Here is an 18,858-nt window from a genome sequence, read left to right as displayed (position 1 = left end):
CCCAAACCTCACGCTTCGCATTGAAAGGAAACAGAACAATGCAGCAATCCCTTGCGCCCAAAAGCCTGGCCCCTGACGCACTGCCCGCAGGCGTGTGGGGTGTGGTAGCCACGCCCTTCCAGGGCAGCACCCTCGACGTGGACCTGGACAGCCTGTCCGAACTGGTGGAGCACTACGAAGCCATCGGCGCCACAGGCCTCACCGTCCTTGGCGTGTTCGGCGAAGCCGCCGCACTGACAGCGGAGGAACGCCGCCACGTCCTGGAAACCGTTGCCGAATGCACGTCGCTTCCGCTGGTGGTGGGAGTGACCGCGCTGGCCACCAGGCCGGCCATCGAGGAAGTCCGGGCGGCGCAGGAGATGGCGGGCGGGCGCCTGGCCGCAGTGATGGTCCAGGCCAACTCGGCCCGGCCAGACGCGGTGATAACCCATCTGGACGCCATCCACCGCGCCACCGGCGCCAAGGTGGTGCTGCAGGACTACCCGCTGGCCAGCGGCGTCAGCATCGCCACCGCGGCACTGATAGCGGTGGTCAACGCATGCCCGTTCGTCATCGCCGTCAAAGCCGAGGCCCCGCCCACCAGCGTGGCCATCGCCGAGCTGAGTGCCGCCGTCGGCGTCTCCATCTTTGGCGGCCTGGGCGGGCAGGGGCTGCTGGATGAACTCCAGGCCGGTGCAGCGGGGGCCATGACCGGCTTCTCCTACCCGGAGGCGCTCATCGCCTGCGTCGCCGCCTGGCAGGACCGGGGCTACGAGGCCGCCCGCACCGAACTGCTGCCCTACCTCCCGCTGATCAACTTCGAGCAGCAGGCCAAGGTGGCGTTGGCCATCCGGAAGGAATGCCTCCGCGAACGCGGTTTGATCAAGGACTCCGGCGTTCGGGCACCGGCGGCAGCTTTCCCCGAAAGCCTGCGCGATGCCATGCACACCCACCTCAGCGAGGCAGCCGATGCGCACGGCAACGCCACCGCCCGGGCACAGGCACAGTCCCCGGCACTGACCGCCGCAAGGGGCTTCTGATGGATCTCGGAATTGCCGGTAAGACAGCCCTGGTTGCGGCCTCCACCGGCGGGCTGGGACTGGCCGTGGCCCGCGCGCTCGCTGCGGAAGGCGTGCGCGTCGCCATCGTGGGACGTCGCAGGGACCGTGCCAAGGAGATTGTGGCGGAGCTGCAGGAGAGCCATGCCGGAACCGCAGGCTTCGACGCCGTGGCCATCGAAGCGGACCTGGCCACGCCCGAGGGCATCGGGTCCGCTGTCGAGCAGACTGTAGCCGACCTCGGCCCCATCGACATCCTGGTCCTCAACGGCCCCGGCCCCAAACCGGGCGCCGCGGCCGCGCTCAGCTCCGAGGAGATCGCCAGCGCCTTCGACCTGCTGGTCAAGCCCCAGCATGCGCTCATCTCCCACATCCTGCCTGGCATGCGGGAACGCCGCTGGGGACGAATCGTGGCCATCGGCTCAAGCGGAGTAGTGGCCCCGCTGCCCAACCTGGCCGTCTCCAACACCGGCCGCGCCGCACTGGCCGGCTATCTGAAAACCCTCGCCGCCGAGGTGGCCCTGGACGGTGTCACCGTCAACATGGTGCTTCCCGGCCGGATCGCCACGGACCGGGTGGCCGAACTGGACCAGGCAGCCGCCAAACGCCGCGGCACCACCGCCCACGAAATCGAGCTCGAATCCCGCAAGTCCATACCGGCCCGCCGCTACGGAGAACCCGCCGAGTTCGGTGCCGCCGCTGCCTTCCTGTGCAGCGCCCCGGCGTCGTACATCACCGGCGTGGCGCTCCGCTGCGACGGCGGCCTGATCCGCAGCCTCTAGCCCCAACGTTCCAAAGGACCCACCATGACCTCCACCGTTATTGACACCGAAACCACCCAATCCATTGACTCCCGGGAAGCCGTCACCGCCCGGCACCTCATCAACGGCCATTGGCTGGGTGAAGCGGACACGGAGCGGATGAACCCTGCCCGCCCCGGCGAGATCGCCGCGGTTTCCCCCAGCGGCACCGCCGCGGACGTGGATGCCGCCGTCACCGCCGCGGCGGCAGCCCAACCTGCCTGGGCAGCCCTGCCTGCCCCCTCGCGCGGCGCCATCCTCATCTCAGCCGGCAACCTGCTGATCGAGCGGCAGTCGGCCATCGCCGAAGACCTTGTCCGCGAGGAGGGCAAGACCCTGGCCGAGGCCAAAGGCGAGGTCAAGCGCGCCTCCGACGTGCTGCGGTTCTTCGGCTCGCTCGGCTGGGCGGCCACCGGCGAGGTGCTGCCCAGCGGCCTGCCGGACACCACCATCACCACCCGCCGTGAGCCCTTGGGCGTGGTGGGCCTGATCACGCCCTGGAATTTCCCCATCGCCATTCCCGCATGGAAGGCCGCCCCCGCGCTGATCAGCGGCAACGCCGTGGTGATCAAGCCGGCCGAACTGACCCCGCTCTCGGCCACCCACCTGGCCCGGGCCCTGCAGGATGCCGGGCTGCCCGCCGGAGTCTTCAACGTGGTCCACGGTAAGGGGCGAGTAGTGGGCGAGGCGCTGGCCCGGGACGCCCGCATCGCCGGGCTCTCCTTCACCGGTTCCACCCGTGTGGGCCTGGGGCTCCAGGAAATCCTGAACGCCCGCCGTGCCCGCGTCCAGCTTGAGATGGGCGGCAAGAACGGCGTCCTGGTGCTTGATGACGCCGGCCCCGCCAAGGCTGCGCAGGTGGTGGCCGCCGGCGCGTTCGGACTCACCGGCCAGGCCTGCACCGCAACATCGCGGGTCTACGTCACGCCGGGTGTGAAGGAGAAGTTCCTCGAGGCTCTGGTGGCCGAAGCCGCGCAGTACACCGCCGGGGACGGCGCTGTCATAGGCGGAACGTCGCGCATGGGTGCCGTGGTGAGCCGGCAGCAATTCGAGCAGGACCAGGACGCGGTGCGCGCCGCCGTCGGACGCGGGGCCACCCTGCTGCACGGCGAGTACGACGGCGACCCCTCCGGTGCGCTGTTCTTCCCCGCCGCCGTGCTCACCAACCTGCCCGCCGATGACCCCGCGGTCACCGAGGAAATTTTCGGCCCCGTGGTGGCGGTCCTGGAAGTCCCGGACTACGAGGCCGGGCTCGCCGCGATCAACGATTCGCGCTACGGCCTCACCGCCGGCATCTGCACCGATTCCCTGGCCCTGGCCACCGATTTCGCTGCCCGCGCCCAGGCCGGGGTGGTGAAGGTGAACAGGCCCACCGCCGGGCTGGACCTGAACGTGCCTTTCGGCGGCGTGAAGGACTCGTCCACGAACACGTTCCGCGAGCAGGGCCGGTCCGCGCTGGACTTCTTCACGTGGGGCAAGACCGTCTACACCGGGATCTAGGCATTCCGTCACTGCGGCCGCCAGGCAGATGCCTGGCGGCCGTTCGTGTGCCCGGCCACCGTTGCCTGCCAGCGGACCGCTCGGCCCTACCCGCGCCACAGCCGCGGTGGGACGATGTTCGTATGCAGGAAAACAGGGTTGACAGCCCCAACGATGCAGGCCCGCATCTGCATGCCCACACCGCGCCCACCACGCAGCAGATGCGCACGGTGGGCCAGCGCCGCCGCGACGCGGAGGAGAAGCTGGAGCACCATCTCCAGGAAGCCCGCCACAAGGATCAACCGCACGGGGAGGAGCCTCCGCCGGATCAACCCCACACCGATGGGGACTGGCGGAGCGGCAGTTCCGCCTAGGACAGAGGAACCACAACAGGCGACGACGGGACTTTCCCGGCGTCGCCTGTTTTTGTTGCCCGGCATGCGGTGCCGGGCTGCGTGCCTCCTGGTCGCGTAGCCGCAACAGGTTTCAGGCATATTTCAACAATGTTGCTTTGAGTGCAACTGAAGCGTCTTTTGCGATATTGCCTCCCTCGGGCGATGAATGCCCGCTGCGACGGTGTTCTTCCCTGAGTAATAGTCGGCAAATCTCTTGACTGTGTTCGCCGTCACCACTTATGTTGAAACAACGACGTTGCAATCAGTGCAACTCCGATTTTCATTGGTGGTTCTATGAGTCACGAAACAACACCGCCCCAGGCGGGAGTCATCGCCAAAGATGCCGATGGTTCCGCCCTGGCAGGCGGCGGCGTTAGTCCCCTAACGCCCAGCAAGGACGTACGACGCCGGGTGGTCACCGCGAGCTTCATCGGCAACTTCGTCGAATGGTTCGATTACGCGGTGTACGGCTACCTCGCCGCGGTTATCTCATCGGTGTTCTTCCCGGAAGCGGACCGGCAAACGGCGCTGCTGGCCACTTTTGGCGTCTTCGCGGTCTCGTTCTTCGTCCGGCCGCTGGGTGGTTTTGTCTGGGGCCACATCGGCGACAAGCTCGGCCGGCGGAAGGCACTGTCCCTGTCCATCGTCATCATGTCCGTCTCAACGTTCTGCATCGCGCTGATTCCCGGCTACGCATCCATCGGCTTGATGGCTCCGGTCCTGCTCCTGATCATCCGCATCGTGCAGGGGTTCTCAGCCGCCGGCGAATATGCGGGCGCCTCGGCCTTCCTGGTGGAGTACGCCCCGGCCAACCGGCGCGGCCTCTATGCAGCAGTGGTTCCGGCCAGCACCGCGGCCGGCCTGCTCCTGGGCTCCCTCATCGCGGCGCTCCTGAGCTCGGTCCTCACCGCAGACCAGCTGCACGAGTGGGGATGGCGGCTGCCGTTCCTGCTGGCTGCCCCCATGGGCCTCATCGGACGCTACATCCGCACCAAACTCGAGGACACCCCGGCTTTCCGGGAACTGGCTGCGAAGGAAGGCACCGAAGAGAAGGCCCCCGCGCTGGCCATGTTCAAGACCTACCGGAAGCAGCTCGTCATCGCCTGCGGCGCGGTGCTGCTCAACGCCGTTGGCTTCTACGTCATCCTCAGCTACATGCCCACCTACCTTTCCGAGGAACTGGGCTTCGGCCCCACCGAGTCCTTCCTGGCCACCACCATTGCCCTGGCCAGCTACATCGGGTTCATCTTCCTTACGGGCATGGCCTCGGACGTCTTTGGCCGCAAGCGGATGCTCATCACGGCATCCATCCTTTTCATGGTCCTTACCGTTCCGGCGTTCATGCTGCTGGAAACCGGTGATTTCCTGGTCATCGTCCTGGTCCAGATCCTCCTTGGCGGCATGCTCACCCTGAACGACGGGACCCTGCCCAGCTTCCTGGCCGAGCTGTTCCCCACCAAGGTCCGCTACAGCGGGTTTGCCGTCAGCTTCAACCTCTCCAACGCCCTGTTCGGTGGCACCGCCCCGTTCATGGCCACCCTGCTGATCGCCATGACCCAAAGCAAGATCGCCCCGGGCTGGTATCTGGTTGCAGCTTCAGCGGTGTCCCTGGCGGCAGTCCTGTTCGCCACTGAGACGTCGCGAAAGCCCCTGAAGCACCTCTGATCCGCCGGCATTGCCTGGCTCACAGGCACTCCCGGCCCGCCGCAAGGCCCCCTGACCACCCTTCCGATCCACACCACATCAACTGCACTGGACAATCCAGAAGCATTAACGAAAGGCACAACAGTGACTATCACCGCCGATAACGCCTCGTCCATCGCCGAACTCGAGCGCCTCAAGGTCCTCCACAACGGTGCCAAGGGCAAGCTCACGTTCTCCGACGCCGAGTTCGAACGCCGCCTGGGCGGCCTCCGCCAGATCATGGCAGCAAAGAGCCTGGACGCGGTCATCCTGACCAGCTACCACGGCATCAAGTACTACTCCGATTTCCTGTTCACCACTTTCGGCCGCAACTACGCCCTGGTGGTCACCGCCGACGACTCGGTCACCATCACCGCGAACATCGATGCCGGCATGCCGTGGCGCACCTCCTACGGCGAGAACATCGTCTACACCGACTGGCGCCGCGACAACTTCTACTTCGGACTCCAGGAAGCCCTGCGCCAGCGCGGCGTCAAGGCAACCCGCCTCGGCGTCGAGGATGACTTCCTCCCCGGCCTGACCCGCGAGAAGATCGCCGCCGCGTTCCCCGGCGCACAGCTCCTGGACGTCTCGCAGGACGCCATGCGCCAGCGAATGATCAAGTCCGCCGAGGAGATCGAGGTCATCAAGCACGGTGCCCGCATCGGCGACCTGGGCGGCGAAGCCATCCGCAACGCCATCCGCGAAGGTATCTCCGAATACGAGGTGGCGCTGATCGGAACCGAGGCCATGGTGCACGAGATCGCCAAGACCTTCCCGGACCGCGAAGTCCGCGACACCTGGGTGTGGTTCCAGTCCGGCATCAACACGGACGGCGCCCACAACTGGGCCACCACCCGCAAGCTGCAGCAGGGCGACATCCTCTCGCTCAACTGCTTCCCCATGACCTCCGGCTACTACACCGCCCTGGAGCGCACCCTCTTCCTGGGCCAGCCGGATGAGCGATCCCTGGAACTGTGGAACATCAACGTGGAGGTGCACAAGCGCGGCCTGGAACTCATCAAGCCCGGCGCCGTCTGCAAGGACATCGCCGCGGAACTGAACGAGATCTACATCAGCCACGGGCTGCTGGCCAACCGCACCTTCGGCTACGGCCACTCCTTCGGCGTCCTCAGCCACTACTACGGCCGCGAAGCCGGGCTTGAGCTGCGCGAGGACATCGACACCGTCCTGGAGCCCGGCATGGTGGTCTCCATGGAGCCCATGATTACCGTGGCCGACGGCCAGCCGGGCGCCGGCGGCTACCGTGAGCACGACATCCTGGTCATTGGTGAGGACAGCTCGGTGGAGAACATCACCAAGTTCCCGTTCGGCCCGGAGAAGAACATCATCGAGGCCTAACCGTCCAGCACTGGAAGCGGCGTCACGCACACGTGGCGCCGCTTCCGCCGTTTAGGGAAAGATGGTGTCCACCATGACTCCAGCAAAGACCAGCCAAAAAGACGCCGCAGACAACGACGCCGCAGGTGACAACGGCGCCGCCGGTACCGGCGCCAGTGGCGCGGCGGACGCCAAAGGTGCTTCCGTCGTCGTCAACGCCATCGCCGTGCTGCGCACCTTCAGCGCCGAGGAACCCCTGCTGGGAGTCACCGAAATCGCCGGCCGTGTGGGCATGCACAAGAGTTCCGTTTCACGGATCCTGGCCACCCTGGAACAGGAAGGCCTGGTGGAACGGGACCCCGAAACGCGGCGGTTCCGTCTTGGCCTGGGGCTGATCGCCGTAGCCGGGCCGCTGCTTGCGGAAATGGACGAACGCCGCGTGGCGTACCCCGTGCTGCGCAGGCTCACCGAGCAGACGGGGGAGACCAGCGCCCTCATGCTGTGGAACGGCGACGAGGCAATCTGCGTGGAGCAGATCGCCAGCCCCCACCAGATCAAACACACCACACCCCTCGGCGCCCGCTACCGGGACGCCATGAGTGCCTCGGTCCAGGTCTTCCTCGCCCACCAGCCCGCCGAGCGGGTCCGCGAACTGCTGCGGAGCGGCGCCGTTACCTTTCCGGGAATGGACGACGCCGGACTGGCGGCTTACGAGGACCGGCTCAAAGAGGTTGCGGGGCGCGGGTGGGCCGGAAACTACGGCGAATCCTCCATGGACGAAGTGGGCGTCGCCGCACCCGCCTACGACCACCGGGGCGACGTCACCGCCGTCGTGCTGATCCCCGCCCCGCGGTTCCGCGTGTCACGCGAACGGCTGGAAGACCTCGGCGAAGCCTGCATGGCCGCGGCCGCCCAGGTCACCACCCGGCTGGGCGGGCGCAGCCCCCGGTAAAGTGCTCCGGCGCGTCGGTCTGTGCTGCTAGAGGAGTTCATCGTGCAGGATGCGGGCGGCGTGACCCATTGCCTGTTCCGCCGAAGGCTGGACGGCCGCAGGCACACGGCTGCGTGTCAGGGCCACGACGGCCAGGGCCGGTCCCCCCGTGTGTTCCACCACCCCAGCCTCGTGCCGGAGGTGGACGAAGGAACCCGTTTTCGAATACCAGGTTGACGTATCGGCCGAAAAATCCGGCGCGAGGCGATGCCGGAAGACGTTGGCGGCAAGCATTTCACGCAGGGGTGCCGCCACCGCCGGGGAGACGGTTCCGTCCCAGATTTTTTGCAGGAGGTCGGCAAGGCTGCGCGCGGTGCCGGCGTTGGCGCGCTCGACGTCGAGTTGGGGCAACGGGGATGGATGCCCCTGCTGGTCAGCCTGGACAACGAGTGAGTGGACGGTGGCGGCGTCGCGGACCGCAGCCTGCGTGGCGAGCGAGGCGTAGAGTTCGCCGATGGGGTGGCGGAGAACGATGCCGCTGGTGCCGAGGTTTCGGAGCCAGTCCGTGACGTCGCCGGGGGACACGATGCGGAAGACTGCGTCAGCGGCGGTGTTGTCGCTGATTTCGATGGCGAGCCGGATAAGGTCCCCCACTGCAATCGTCGCCGGGTGGGTGAAGCGGGCAATGCCGGGGCCGCCCAGGGAACGGCTTGTCCCGTCAATATGCACCGGCATGCTGAGGTCGAACCCGCCGTTGTGGGCGGTGTCCAGGGCAGCGGCCGCGAGCGGCAACTTGGCCACGGACGCCAGGGGATAGGGCCGGTCGGCATCCAGCGCCAGCTCGTGTCCGGTGCCGAGATGGCGCACCAGTATGGACCCCGAAAGGCCCGCGGACTCAAGTACCTCCGCTGCCTGGCGCAGGGCACTTGCGCCCGCGCCGGCGTCGAAGGCGGCCTCGCTCAAGGTTGCACCCCTGGAACGGCGCCGAGAGCCGCGGCGATGTCCCGCCGAAGGGATGCGTCAAAGAGCCGCCGCCCGTCCGGCGTGCGCAATTCAAGCCGGTAGGCACGTGCCACCGGTAGCTCCCGGACTTCAAACCATTGCAGGCCCCACGCGGAAGCCTGCTTCCGGGTGCACAGGATCCAGTCATCGCCCGCGATGGCTCCCGCGAGTGCGCTGACGAGGTTCTGAGACTCGGCCACCTGATTGGCTGCCAAGCCACATTCCGCGGCGGATGTCCGGAGCACTGACAGCAGTTGGCCGGAGGCATCCTCGGCCAACACCAAGAGGTTGGAAGCCGCTTTCGGCCCCTGGGCGCGGGTGGGACGCAAGGCCCCGAGTGAGAGCGGCCTGCGCCGGTCCGTAACCTGCGCGAGGCCAAGCGGCACCACCCAGTCAGCCCGCGCGGTTTCGACCGGAAGGACGGCGGCATCGGCTTCCCCGAGCCGAAACCGCAGGGTACGCCGCTCCCGGCCGGCTTCCTCTATTTCGAGGTCGGCGCCCGCCCCGAGTGCCCGCACCCTTAGGGCCGCCCACCGCGCAGGATCGAGGTCGCAGGGCACCAGCAGCCGGACAGTGCCGCGATGGTGGGATGCCGCAGCGTCGAGCAGCGAGCGTTCGGCGCCCAGCAAGGCCTGTACGTGCTCCAGGAGCGCCGTGCCCAGGGCTGTTAACCGCACGCGGCGGGTGCTCCGCTCGAGGAGCGCCCCGCCGAGTTGCGCCTCCAAACCGGCAACACGGCGGCTGACGACGGGCTGCGTGGTCTGTTCATCCCGGGCCGCTTCCGAGAAGCTTTGCCGGCGGGCAACAGCAACGAACGCACGCGCACCGCTGAGGAGGTCCATCCACCAATCATGCCGCTGACGCATAAATCCTGCTATTTCTGTCTTTGAGCGAACCAAAAATTCCGCCCAGACTGGCCGCATGAATCGACTTCACACATTCCAGCTCCCGGAAGCGTCAAACCAGCCGACCCGTCGCAGGGCCCTGATGTTCGGTGCAGGAGGAGTGCTGGCGGCCGCCGTAGCAAGTGCGGCGGGCCCGGCCTCCGCGGCATCCGGTCCGGGCGACGCCGGCCGGCGCCTCGACACGGCGATCAGCGGCCTCGAGTCAGCCCATGGCCTCACCATCGGCGTCGCGGCGGGCCGGCTGGGCCAGCGTCCCGCCTATGCCTACAGAGGTGGAGACATCTTTCCGATGTGCTCCCTGTTCAAGACCCTGGCCGTGGCCCGGCTGCTCCGCGACCACGCGTACGACGACGGGTTCTGGCAGCACCGGATCTCCTTCCGTAAGAACCAGATCGTGCGAGACTCCGTCATCTGCGCTGCCGACAAGGACCGGAACATGAGTGTGGAAGAGCTTGCCGATGCTGCCCTGCGCTTCAGTGACAACACCGCCGGCAACCTCCTGCTTGAACTCATCGGGGGCCCGCCGGAAATTGGTACCTATGCCCGGTCGCTCGGTGCCCTGTCCACCCGCCTCGACCGGTGGGAACCGGAGCTCAATGAAGCGCTGCCCGGCGACGTCCGGGACACCAGCACGCCCAGCGACATCCACACGCTGTACGAAGCGCTCTTGCTCGGCGATGCACTGGGCACTCTGGGGCAGGCCCGCCTTAGAGGGTGGATGCTGCGCAATGCCACCTCCGGTGAGCGGCTGCGGGCAGCGGTGCCGCCCGGAGCCGAACTCGCCGATAAGACCGGTGCCGGCAGCTACGGGGTGGTCAACGATGCCGGGGTGGTGTGGCCGGAAGATGGCCCTCCGCTGACACTCGCAGTGATGACAAGGACCAGCCGCCCGGATGCTGTGAACAACAATGCTGTGGTGGCGCGCGTGGGCCAGCTCGTTTTCGGCGAGCTCCTCTGAGCGGCTTCGTCCGTTTCCCCATGGCAGGCGGGTCAGGGCAGGCCGGCCATCCGTACCGCCAGGTGCAGCGCCGCCAGCCTGCCGGTCCCGCGGGGATCGCCGCCGCACAGATCGAAGATGCGCTGCAGCCGGTGGTGCATCGACTGCCGCTCAAGGTGCAGTTCCCGGGCCGACTGGGCCGTGTTGCAGCCCGAATCGAGCCACACCTGCAGCGTTTCCATCAGTTGGGACTGCCGCTGTGCATCATGCTGCAGGACAGCACGCAGCTGGTGGTTGACGAAGGCCTCCCGGGCTGACGCCGGCAGGCCCGTCAGTGCCAGGCTCTCCACAGCGGCGTCGTCGGCGTCGAGCACCACCAGGCCGTGGGCGGGCGGCCGCCTTCGCGGTGAGGCGTTCCGGCGCCGCACCTGACGCACATCCAGGGCACGCCGCGCCTCCGCCAGGGACCACGCGGCATCCGCCACCCCGTCAACCAGCGGCCCCACTGAAATCACTGCATCGTGGTTACCTTCCAGTCCCTGCAGCGAAGCAAGCAGCTCGCGCCTTACCCGTGGTGTGTCGGTGCAGGGGAGCCCGGCCATGACCACCAGTTCCGCATCGTCCAGGTAGGCGGCGCTGGGGATCCGGCCGGCGCCCAGGAACGCCTCGATGGCCCCGCGCAGTTCCTGCGGGGAGGCTGCGTGGACGGCGGCCACCACCAGCGGCGAATCAAGCGGAAACCCTGCTCCCGGGGCCAGCTGTTCAAGGCGCCATTCGGGGGCGGACGTCAGGACCGCGCGCATGAGCTCGGCCCCGGCCTGCGCGTGCAAGCCGGGCGGGGTGTGCTGCAGCAGTGCGAGGCCAAGGATGTCGACGGCGCGTTCCCCGGCCACCTGCGCCAGCGCCGTGTCACCGCCGTGCGGCACCAGTACCTCCAGCCTGCCCATCAGGACGCCGCGCACCGGAATGTCTACGCTCATGACAGTCCCGGTGGGCGTGTCTGGAGCTGCGGGCGCGTCCGTGAGATCCGGCGTCCCGCTGACCTCGCCTGCCCCGGCCGGGTCCGTGCCGTGGTGGGTCCCGCCGGCGTCGCCTGCCGCGCCGCTGTCCGCGCCGCCGTCGCGCATTGCACCCCCGCCGTCGCCCTCCCTGTCGCCCTCCCTGCCGCCGGCCGTCACTCCGCCGTCTGTGCCGGCGTCGTGCACGGCCTCGCGCTCCGCTGCGTCCAGACCCTCGGGCAGGGCACTGCCCAGGTCAACGCCCCACGGGGAGACCAGGCGAACCGCGGACCCGGTGATGCCGGCCAGGACGCCGAGGATCTTGTCCAGGGACGCGCCGTGGGCCAGCTCGGCGGCCATGGCCCGGGTGGCAGCGTCCGCCTGGTGCAGGTGCCCCGCCGACTCGCTGACCAGGATGGAGTTGATGGCCTGCATGACGCCCACGAACGGCACCACCTTGCGCAGCTCCACCACCGGAAGCCCGTATTCCGCTGCTGTTTCCAGCATGTCGGCGGGGACTTCGGGAAGCACTCCGCCGGTCTCGATGGCCAGGGCCGCAATGCCGCGCTGGGCCAACTCACGGACGTAGTCCCCGCGCCTGGCCGGAGTGGCCGTGGCCAGGGTGATGCCGCCGCACAGCAGCAGCTCACCGCCGCGCAGCAGCGGCGCGATGTCCAGGACTTCGCTCGAGTGCACCCAGCGGACCGGCTGGGCGGAGGTGTCAGTGCCCAGCGGATGGACCACAGGATCGGCTGCGCTGAGGGCTGGATGGGCGAGTATTTCACCAAGGGACACTGACACGACAGTCCGTAACGTAGAAGGGGAATCTATTCGACACATCGTATCTTGTTTACTGTGATTGGGGCCACATAGCCTTGTGAGTACGAAATCCACCTCACGGAGGCCCCCATGCAAGAAAAGCTTTCTTCTTCAGCGCAAAGGCGCGCTGCTTCTGACGCAAACGGCCACACAGACCACTCCACCACAGACCACTCCACCACCGACCACGAAGCCTGGCTCCAGCCCATCCCCGAGTCCGCCCGCACCCGCAAGGTGTCCGGCCAGTTCTGGATCTGGGCCGGCGCCAACCTGGCACCCATCAACTGGGTCCTCGGGGCGCTCGGGATCCACCTGGGACTCGGCTTCGCTGACACCGTCACCGTCCTGGTCCTCGGCAACCTGATCGGCATGCTGCTCTTCGGCTGCTTCGTACTGCTGGGCCAGAAAACCGGAGCCACCGGCATGGTCCTGGCCCGAGCAGCCTTCGGCCGGCGCGGAAACTACCTCCCGGCCGCCATCCAGGCGCTGCTGGTGATCGGCTGGTGTGCCGTCAACACCTGGATCATCCTGGACCTGGTGATGGCCCTCTTCGGAACGCTCGGCTGGGTGGACCCGGAAGCCCACAACTACGCTTGGAAGATCGGCGTGGCAACCACCATCATGGCTGCCCAGGTTGCCATTGCCTGGTTCGGCTACAAAGCCATCGCCGCGTTCGAAAAGTGGACGGTGCCGCCCACCATCATCATCCTGGCGGTCATGTCCGCCGTCGCCTGGTTCGGCATGAAAATCGACTGGGGCTACGCAGGCCCCGCAGGAGCCATCCTCGAAGGCTCCGAACGCATCGCCGCCATGAGCGCCGTGATGACCGCCATCGGCATCGGTTGGGGCATCACCTGGTTCACCTACGCCGCTGACTACTCCCGCTTCGTGAGCACCTCGGTCCCCAAGAAAAAGGTCTACCTCGCCTCGGTCCTGGGCCAGTTCATCCCGGTGGTCTGGCTGGGGATCCTCGGCGCCAGCCTTGCCACGAACAGCGGCGAAGTTGACCCCGGAAAACTGATCGTCCAGAACTTCGGCGTCCTGGCACTGCCGGTCCTGCTGATGGTGCTGCACGGCCCCATCGCCACCAACATCCTGAACATCTACACGTTCTCCGTGGCCACGCAGGCCCTGGACATCACCATCAGCCGCCGCAAACTCAACCTGTTCGTGGGCGTCTTCTCCCTCGCCGCCGTGGTCTTCTTCATCTTCCAGGAGAACTTCGCCGAGGTGCTGGACGCCTGGCTGATCGGCCTGGTGGCCTGGGTGGCTGCCTGGGGCGGCGTCATGCTGGTGCACTACTTCTGGCTGGAGAAGCGCTGGCCGGGCGGAGCCGAGCGGCTCTTCGACGGCATCGGCACCCGCCGTCTCCCCGGCGTCAACTGGGCCGGCGTCACCTCGCTCCTGGCAGGCATCTTCGCCACCTGGCTGTTCATGTACGGCCTGGTCCCCGCCATGCAGGGCCCCATCGCCGTGGCTTTGGGCGGCTGGGACCTCTCCTGGCTCGCCGGCGGACTCACCAGTGCCGGCGTCTACGCGATCCTCGGCCCGCGGGTCCACCTCCGCTACGTCACCGGTGCCGGCACCGATGCCAAGCCCGCGGCTGCCCCGGCCGCCGAAAACCCGGACAGCGCCGCAGCCCTCCCGGTCATCTGACCCGCACGTCCACTCAACACCACAGCTGTACAGGCGGGCGCACTGCGCCCGCCGAAAGGAATCCATCGTGAACCAGCCCGCCATCGCGGACCTCCTGCATCCCATCACCTGGCCTGAAGGCTTCAAGGCCGCAGCGTCCTTCACGTTCGACGTTGACGCCGAGTCCTGCACCATCGCCCACGATCCCACCAGCACGCGGCGGATGTCGCTGATGACCCACCAGTCGTACGGGCCCAAGGTGGCGGTCCCGAGGCTGCTGAAGATCCTGGAGCGCCAGGACATTCGGGCCACGTTCTTCATCCCGGGATTCACGGCCGAGTCCTACCCGGACATCGTCCGGCAGATCGTGGACGGCGGGCACGAGGTGGGCCACCACGGCTACCTGCACGAGCCGATGCAGGGCATCGACGCCGCCACGGAGGCCGGCTACATGGACCGCGGCCTTGAGGCTCTGGCCAAGGTGGCAGGGGTTCGGCCGGTGGGGTACCGGGCGCCGTGGTGGGAACTGAACTGGCACTCACCTGGCCTGCTGGCGGACCGTGGGTTCCTCTATGATTCGAGCCTGCTCGACGGCGATGCCCCCTACCGCTTCGCCGTCGCCGCCGATGATCCCCGCGACATTGTGGAGATCCCCGTGGACTGGACGCTGGACGACTGGGAACAGTACGCCTTCTACCCGGGAGTGACCGGCAGCGGCGTCATCGAAAGCCCCGCCAAGGTCCTGGAAATGTGGACGCTCGAGGCTGAAGCCCACCACTCTCAGGGCAGCTGCTTCGTCCTCACCAACCACCCGTTCATCTCCGGCCGGCCCTCAAAGGCCGTGGCCCTGGAGCAGCTCATCGAGCGGGTGAAGGGCATGGACGGCATGTGGGTGACCACCATGGAGGAGATCGCGCGGCACACCAAGTCCTCGGTCACCGAAATCCACACCCACGCCCGGATCGACGTGCCGGTATTCCCGGGTGCAGGTGCAGCGTTCACGCCGGCGGCAGTGCGGGAGGGGGCGCTGAAGTAGGCCAAGCCAAACAGCAGCGGACGACGGCGGGAGGTTCCCGCCGTCGTCCGCTTGCGTCTGCCGACCTGCCGCCGGCAGCTGCGAATGAGGCTAAGCAGATCGGCCACGCTTCCCGGGTTGTGGCTCCTGCGGTCAGAGCAGGGAGTGGTCCTCCCCGTTTTTGCCGCGGACCCCGGCCGTGGTGCGTTCAATGATGTCCTGGGCAATCGAGTAGACCTTGCGGTTCGTATCCTGGCTCAGTTGGCTCATGAGTCCGTAGGCCTCGTCCGCGCTGATGCCTGTGCGTCCCATCAGGATGCCCTTGGCCTGCTCGATGGCTGCACGGTTTACTGCGGAGGCCGCTACTGCCTCGGTGGCGAGCTGGTGCCGGTCTGTATGAATCGACGTGGTGAGATCCACTACGACTCCCCAGACGCCAACCGGGGTGGTGCCGTCCATGATGTAGTCCGCTGAGTAGAGCAACTTGTGTTGGTGGTCCTTGCGGTCCCGGATGGTTACGTAGATGGAGGAAGGCCCGCCGTGCTTGGACACATGCTCCCAATAGGCCTGGACTCTTGGCCTATCTATGGGCTCGAGGTGGGGCATGACCATGTCCATGGAGGGAACTACCTCTCCCCGTTCAAAGCCGTACATCTGGTACAGCCCATCTGACCAGCGGAAAATGCCGTCATTAAAGTAGTACTCGACGAGCCCGGTGGGGCAATTCAGGAAGTCGCTGTTGAGGGCCGTCTCTCGCGCGGGAGGGGGTCCCGTGTATTTACTGCTGGGTGACAATACAACACCATTTCGTACGTGTGCACCCGGCTACCCCCCGGCCGGATTTGAAAGCAACAGGATATAGCAGCAGCATTTTCCCGGACCAGATCCTCGCGGCCTCAGTGGAGATGGCTAAACAGGGTGAGGTGTGACCCGGCTGCTTGAGCCACACCCCACCAAAAGCTAAGGGTACTTACTGTTTGGAGGTGAGGTAAAGATCGATGCCTGAGTTAGGGAGAACCCGAACGAGAGAACCCGCCAGAACCCGCGAGGGGATGGGCATCGGCTGGCCGGGCCTGCTGGACCGGATCGACGGGGTGTTGGCTGGCTGACAGTCCGCCTAGAAACCACCGGGCCGGTCCTGCAGAAGAGCCCGCAGCAGGTTGGTGGTCTGGTCCGCGCACTGCTTGATGCCGCGGAGATGCTGGGCGGCCAGCCGGGGGAGGGCGGTGGCCGAGCCATTGCCGCGGGCTGCGGTGCGCAGCTCCCGCTCCAGCTCCAGGGCCAGGCCCGCCAGCCGCTCCGCACCGATCATCTGGCTGGAAGTCTTCAGGCTCAGGATGGCATCGAGGGCACCCGGAGCATCGCCGGTGGTGAACGTCAGGCGGACCTTTTGGATCCGGTGCGGCAGGTTGGCGATGAAATCCTGGATGAAGACCTGCCACACACCCTCGTCGTCGTCCAGGTCGGAGCGCAGCCGTTCCAGCACCGCCTTGTCCAGCAGCGGCAGCGCGTAGCCATCTTCCTGCGTCACGGTCCTCCACCCCGCACGTCCCGTTGCCGGCCCATGAGCTTCCTCCGCTGTCCGCATACCTGCGCGATGCTGCGGCAGGACTTTCAACGGACGGTACGTGCCCGCAGGGCCGGAGCGCATGAGTGGTGGGTACTCGCATTTCCGGGTACCGACCCCTGCTTACAGTGGTGTTTACCTCCGGTAGCCTGTTGGGATGGTTCGGGGAATGGCTGATTTCGGCGGCGAGGGCATCATGCTCGCCGGGGCAGGCCGTGCCCTGCTGCTGCAGCTTGCCAACCCGGCCGTGGGACGCGGCGTGGCCGAACACAGCACCTTCGAGGGCCGCCCGGTCAACCGGCTCAAGGGCACGCTCACCTACGTGTACGCCATCGTCTACGGCACCGACGAACAGGTGAAGGAAGTCCGCCGCCGCGTGAACCGGGCCCACGTGCCTGTCCGGCGCCCGGACAACGCCGAGTCGCCCGGCTACAGCGCCTACGATCCCGAACTTCAGCTCTGGGTGGTGGCCACGCTTTATGACACCGCCCGCACCGTCATCGAAAGGATCTACGGACCGCTCGACGCCGGCACGGCCGATGAGATGTACCGCGACTATGCGCGGCTAGGCACAGCCCTGCAGGTTCCCGAAGGCATGTGGCCGCAGGACCGGGCCGCGTTTGGCCGCTACTGGGACGAACAGGTGGCCACCCTGGAGGCCGGACCCGCCGGCATCCGGGTGGCGCACGGCCTGCTCTACCCCAAGCACACCGCCCTCTGGTACCGGGCCATCATTCCGCCGGCCCGGTTCCTCACCGCGGGGTTCCTGCCGGACCGGCTCCGCCAGGACTTCGGACTCCCGTGGAATGAGCGCCGGGAGCGCCGCTTCAACAGCACCATGCGGATGCTGTCGCTCACCTACCCCAGGCTTCCACGGGGGATCCGGCACGGCCTCAAGGACTACCTCCTTGGCGAGCTGGACAAGGACATCCGCAGGAACAGCCGGTCAGCCAAGCGTCAGGGAGTCAGTGCGTAGTTCCACCCCGGTTGAGCAGCGGATCGATGAAAGTGCCCGCCGCTTCCTTGCCACCGCGCCGGCCAACGGCGCCAAAGCCAGGCTCACAGAGTTCGTCGTGTTCGGCCTCAAACAGGGCTGGGCCTGCATCTTCGGCGCGGCCCTCCTGGCTGTGCTCATGGCAGCCCGCCTCTGGTACCCGGACAGTGCGGGGCTGGCCCGCAACGACTTCCTGACCATCGCCGCCATCGTGATCCAGGTCCTGATGGTCGCCTTCAAACTCGAAACCCTGAAGGAACTGAGGGTTATCGTGCTGTTCCACCTGGTAGGGACTTGCATGGAGCTGTTTAAGACGGACGTGGGTTCCTGGTCCTATGAAGCCGAGGGCGTGCTGCGGATTGGCGCCGTGCCCTTGTTCAGCGGCTTTATGTACGCGGCCGTGGGGTCCTATATGGTGCGCGTTTACCGGCTCTTCGACCTCCGGTTCGCCAACTACCCGCGCCGCTGGATCACCGCAATCGTGGCTGCGGCCATCTACGTCAACTTCTTCAGCCACCACTACATCTGGGACCTGCGCTGGGTGCTGCTCGCCGCCGTCGTGGTGGTCTTCGGCCGGTGCACCATGCACTTCCGGGTGTTCCGGCGTAGTTTCCGGATGCCCCTGGTGGTTTCCTTCCTGCTGGTGGCGCTGTTCATCTGGATCGCCGAGAACATCGCCACCTGGTCCGGGGCGTGGCTCTACCCCAGCCAGGTGGCCGGCTGGCACCCGGTGGGCCTGGAGAAGCTGGTGGCCTGGTTCCTGCTGATGATCATCTCCGTAGTGCTGGTGGCCTGGGTCTACAAACCGGCACCCCCGGACGAAGAAAGCGGACGACGGCGGAAAGTTCCGCCGCCGTCCGCCACGCTGCCCGTGGGCACCGGCGAGGGTCAGTCCTCGTAAGTGTTGGCGATGTAAACATCGCACGGTGCGTTGTGCGCCACGCTGTTGGCCACGCTGCCCAGGAGGCGGCCGATGCCGCGCATCCTGCGGTTGCCGACCACGATCAGCCGGGCGTCCAGGCGGATAGCTTCCTTGATGAGCGAATCGGCGGGCTTGCCGCGGGAAGCGAAGTGGGTGACCTGCACTCCCGGCCTGGAGGCGCCCAAGGATTCGGCAACATGCTGGGCGCTGTCACCGCGGAAGACCGTCACCTGGTCCGAACCCGAACCGAAGGTTTCGGCGCTCTCCGACTCGAACCCTGTCACCACATGCAGCGACGCTCCGAGCGACTCCGCAAGGTCCAGTGCCACTTCTGCGGCTTTCCGGGCAGATGCGCTGGCATCCACGCCTACAACGACTACTCCACTCATGGGGGCTCC

The 18,858-nt window shown here is 67.0% G+C and carries 18 protein-coding genes; 12 read left to right on the top strand and 6 right to left on the bottom strand.

The features are described 5' to 3' along the window. The first annotated feature begins 38 nt into the window (after positions 1 to 38). The 7 genes from UC32_RS09930 to UC32_RS09900 all read left to right on the top strand — a co-directional run bounded on the left by UC32_RS09930 (position 39) and on the right by UC32_RS09900 (position 7,687). Complete coding sequence (locus UC32_RS09930; protein ID WP_045731066.1) at positions 39 to 1,019, top strand: dihydrodipicolinate synthase family protein; 981 nt, start codon at positions 39 to 41, stop codon at positions 1,017 to 1,019. Next, positions 1,019 to 1,819: an SDR family oxidoreductase gene (locus tag UC32_RS09925; RefSeq protein ID WP_045731065.1), complete on the top strand. Its 801-nt coding sequence runs from the start codon at positions 1,019 to 1,021 to the stop codon at positions 1,817 to 1,819. The genes UC32_RS09930 and UC32_RS09925 overlap by 1 nt, the downstream gene beginning before the upstream one ends. A gap of 24 nt (positions 1,820 to 1,843) precedes the next feature. Further along, positions 1,844 to 3,337 (top strand): aldehyde dehydrogenase family protein, encoded by a 1,494-nt coding sequence (locus UC32_RS09920; RefSeq protein WP_045731064.1) that lies wholly within the window; start codon positions 1,844 to 1,846, stop codon positions 3,335 to 3,337. 122 nt (positions 3,338 to 3,459) lie between these two features. After that, positions 3,460 to 3,690, top strand: coding sequence for a hypothetical protein (locus tag UC32_RS20315; protein WP_082072032.1), 231 nt, complete (start codon positions 3,460 to 3,462; stop codon positions 3,688 to 3,690). Positions 3,691 to 4,005: 315 nt separating this feature from the next. After that, positions 4,006 to 5,376, top strand: coding sequence for an MFS transporter (locus UC32_RS09910; protein ID WP_045731062.1), 1,371 nt, complete (start codon positions 4,006 to 4,008; stop codon positions 5,374 to 5,376). Positions 5,377 to 5,499: 123 nt separating this feature from the next. Continuing rightward, the gene (locus UC32_RS09905) at positions 5,500 to 6,756 is read left to right on the top strand and encodes an aminopeptidase P family protein (RefSeq protein WP_045731061.1); all 1,257 of its coding nucleotides are present in this window, start codon (positions 5,500 to 5,502) and stop codon (positions 6,754 to 6,756) included. A gap of 61 nt (positions 6,757 to 6,817) precedes the next feature. Continuing rightward, positions 6,818 to 7,687, top strand: coding sequence for an IclR family transcriptional regulator (locus tag UC32_RS09900; RefSeq protein WP_045731060.1), 870 nt, complete (start codon positions 6,818 to 6,820; stop codon positions 7,685 to 7,687). 27 nt (positions 7,688 to 7,714) lie between these two features. Here the strand turns inward: UC32_RS09900 and UC32_RS09895 are convergent, their stop codons facing one another. Both UC32_RS09895 and UC32_RS09890 read right to left on the bottom strand, forming a co-directional pair. Next, positions 7,715 to 8,629, bottom strand: coding sequence for a serine hydrolase (locus UC32_RS09895; RefSeq protein ID WP_200896363.1), 915 nt, complete (start codon positions 8,627 to 8,629; stop codon positions 7,715 to 7,717). Next, positions 8,626 to 9,510, bottom strand: coding sequence for a LysR family transcriptional regulator (locus UC32_RS09890; RefSeq protein WP_161797264.1), 885 nt, complete (start codon positions 9,508 to 9,510; stop codon positions 8,626 to 8,628). The genes UC32_RS09895 and UC32_RS09890 overlap by 4 nt, the downstream gene beginning before the upstream one ends. 79 nt (positions 9,511 to 9,589) lie before the next feature. Here UC32_RS09890 and bla point away from each other — a divergent pair, with 79 nt between their 5' ends. Continuing rightward, entirely contained in the window at positions 9,590 to 10,531 is a 942-nt protein-coding gene (gene bla, locus UC32_RS09885; RefSeq protein ID WP_045731058.1) for a class A beta-lactamase, read from the top strand. 32 nt (positions 10,532 to 10,563) lie between these two features. Here bla and UC32_RS09880 read toward each other — a convergent pair whose 3' ends face one another. Then, positions 10,564 to 12,309 (bottom strand): PucR family transcriptional regulator, encoded by a 1,746-nt coding sequence (locus tag UC32_RS09880; RefSeq protein ID WP_045731057.1) that lies wholly within the window; start codon positions 12,307 to 12,309, stop codon positions 10,564 to 10,566. Positions 12,310 to 12,417: 108 nt separating this feature from the next. Between UC32_RS09880 and UC32_RS09875 the strand changes: the two genes are divergently transcribed. Both UC32_RS09875 and UC32_RS09870 read left to right on the top strand, forming a co-directional pair. After that, positions 12,418 to 13,983, top strand: a complete 1,566-nt coding sequence (locus UC32_RS09875; protein ID WP_045731056.1) for a purine-cytosine permease family protein — start codon at positions 12,418 to 12,420, stop codon at positions 13,981 to 13,983. A 67-nt stretch (positions 13,984 to 14,050) separates the two neighbouring features. Next, entirely contained in the window at positions 14,051 to 14,998 is a 948-nt protein-coding gene (locus UC32_RS09870; RefSeq protein ID WP_045731055.1) for a polysaccharide deacetylase family protein, read from the top strand. Positions 14,999 to 15,130: 132 nt separating this feature from the next. Here UC32_RS09870 and UC32_RS09865 read toward each other — a convergent pair whose 3' ends face one another. Continuing rightward, positions 15,131 to 15,772, bottom strand: coding sequence for an ANTAR domain-containing protein (locus tag UC32_RS09865; RefSeq protein WP_082072028.1), 642 nt, complete (start codon positions 15,770 to 15,772; stop codon positions 15,131 to 15,133). Between the two features lie 322 nt (positions 15,773 to 16,094). Continuing rightward, the gene (locus UC32_RS09860; RefSeq protein ID WP_045731054.1) at positions 16,095 to 16,508 is read right to left on the bottom strand and encodes an Hpt domain-containing protein; all 414 of its coding nucleotides are present in this window, start codon (positions 16,506 to 16,508) and stop codon (positions 16,095 to 16,097) included. A gap of 205 nt (positions 16,509 to 16,713) precedes the next feature. Here UC32_RS09860 and UC32_RS09855 point away from each other — a divergent pair, with 205 nt between their 5' ends. Next, positions 16,714 to 17,520: an oxygenase MpaB family protein gene (locus UC32_RS09855; protein ID WP_235423631.1), complete on the top strand. Its 807-nt coding sequence runs from the start codon at positions 16,714 to 16,716 to the stop codon at positions 17,518 to 17,520. Next, positions 17,513 to 18,439, top strand: coding sequence for a DUF817 domain-containing protein (locus UC32_RS09850; RefSeq protein WP_045731052.1), 927 nt, complete (start codon positions 17,513 to 17,515; stop codon positions 18,437 to 18,439). The genes UC32_RS09855 and UC32_RS09850 overlap by 8 nt, the downstream gene beginning before the upstream one ends. Here the strand turns inward: UC32_RS09850 and UC32_RS09845 are convergent. Continuing rightward, positions 18,427 to 18,849 carry a universal stress protein gene (locus tag UC32_RS09845; RefSeq protein ID WP_015938440.1) on the bottom strand — a complete coding sequence of 141 codons (423 nt, stop codon included), beginning with the start codon at positions 18,847 to 18,849 and terminating at the stop codon, positions 18,427 to 18,429. The genes UC32_RS09850 and UC32_RS09845 overlap by 13 nt on opposite strands. Between the last annotated feature and the right edge of the window lie 9 nt (positions 18,850 to 18,858).

It is taken from the genome of Pseudarthrobacter chlorophenolicus (genome assembly GCF_000962805.1).
Taxonomy (GTDB): domain Bacteria; phylum Actinomycetota; class Actinomycetes; order Actinomycetales; family Micrococcaceae; genus Arthrobacter; species Arthrobacter chlorophenolicus_A.
The sequence above is the reverse complement of the archived record's forward strand: the minus strand, read 5'-3'. Positions and strand labels throughout refer to the sequence as shown.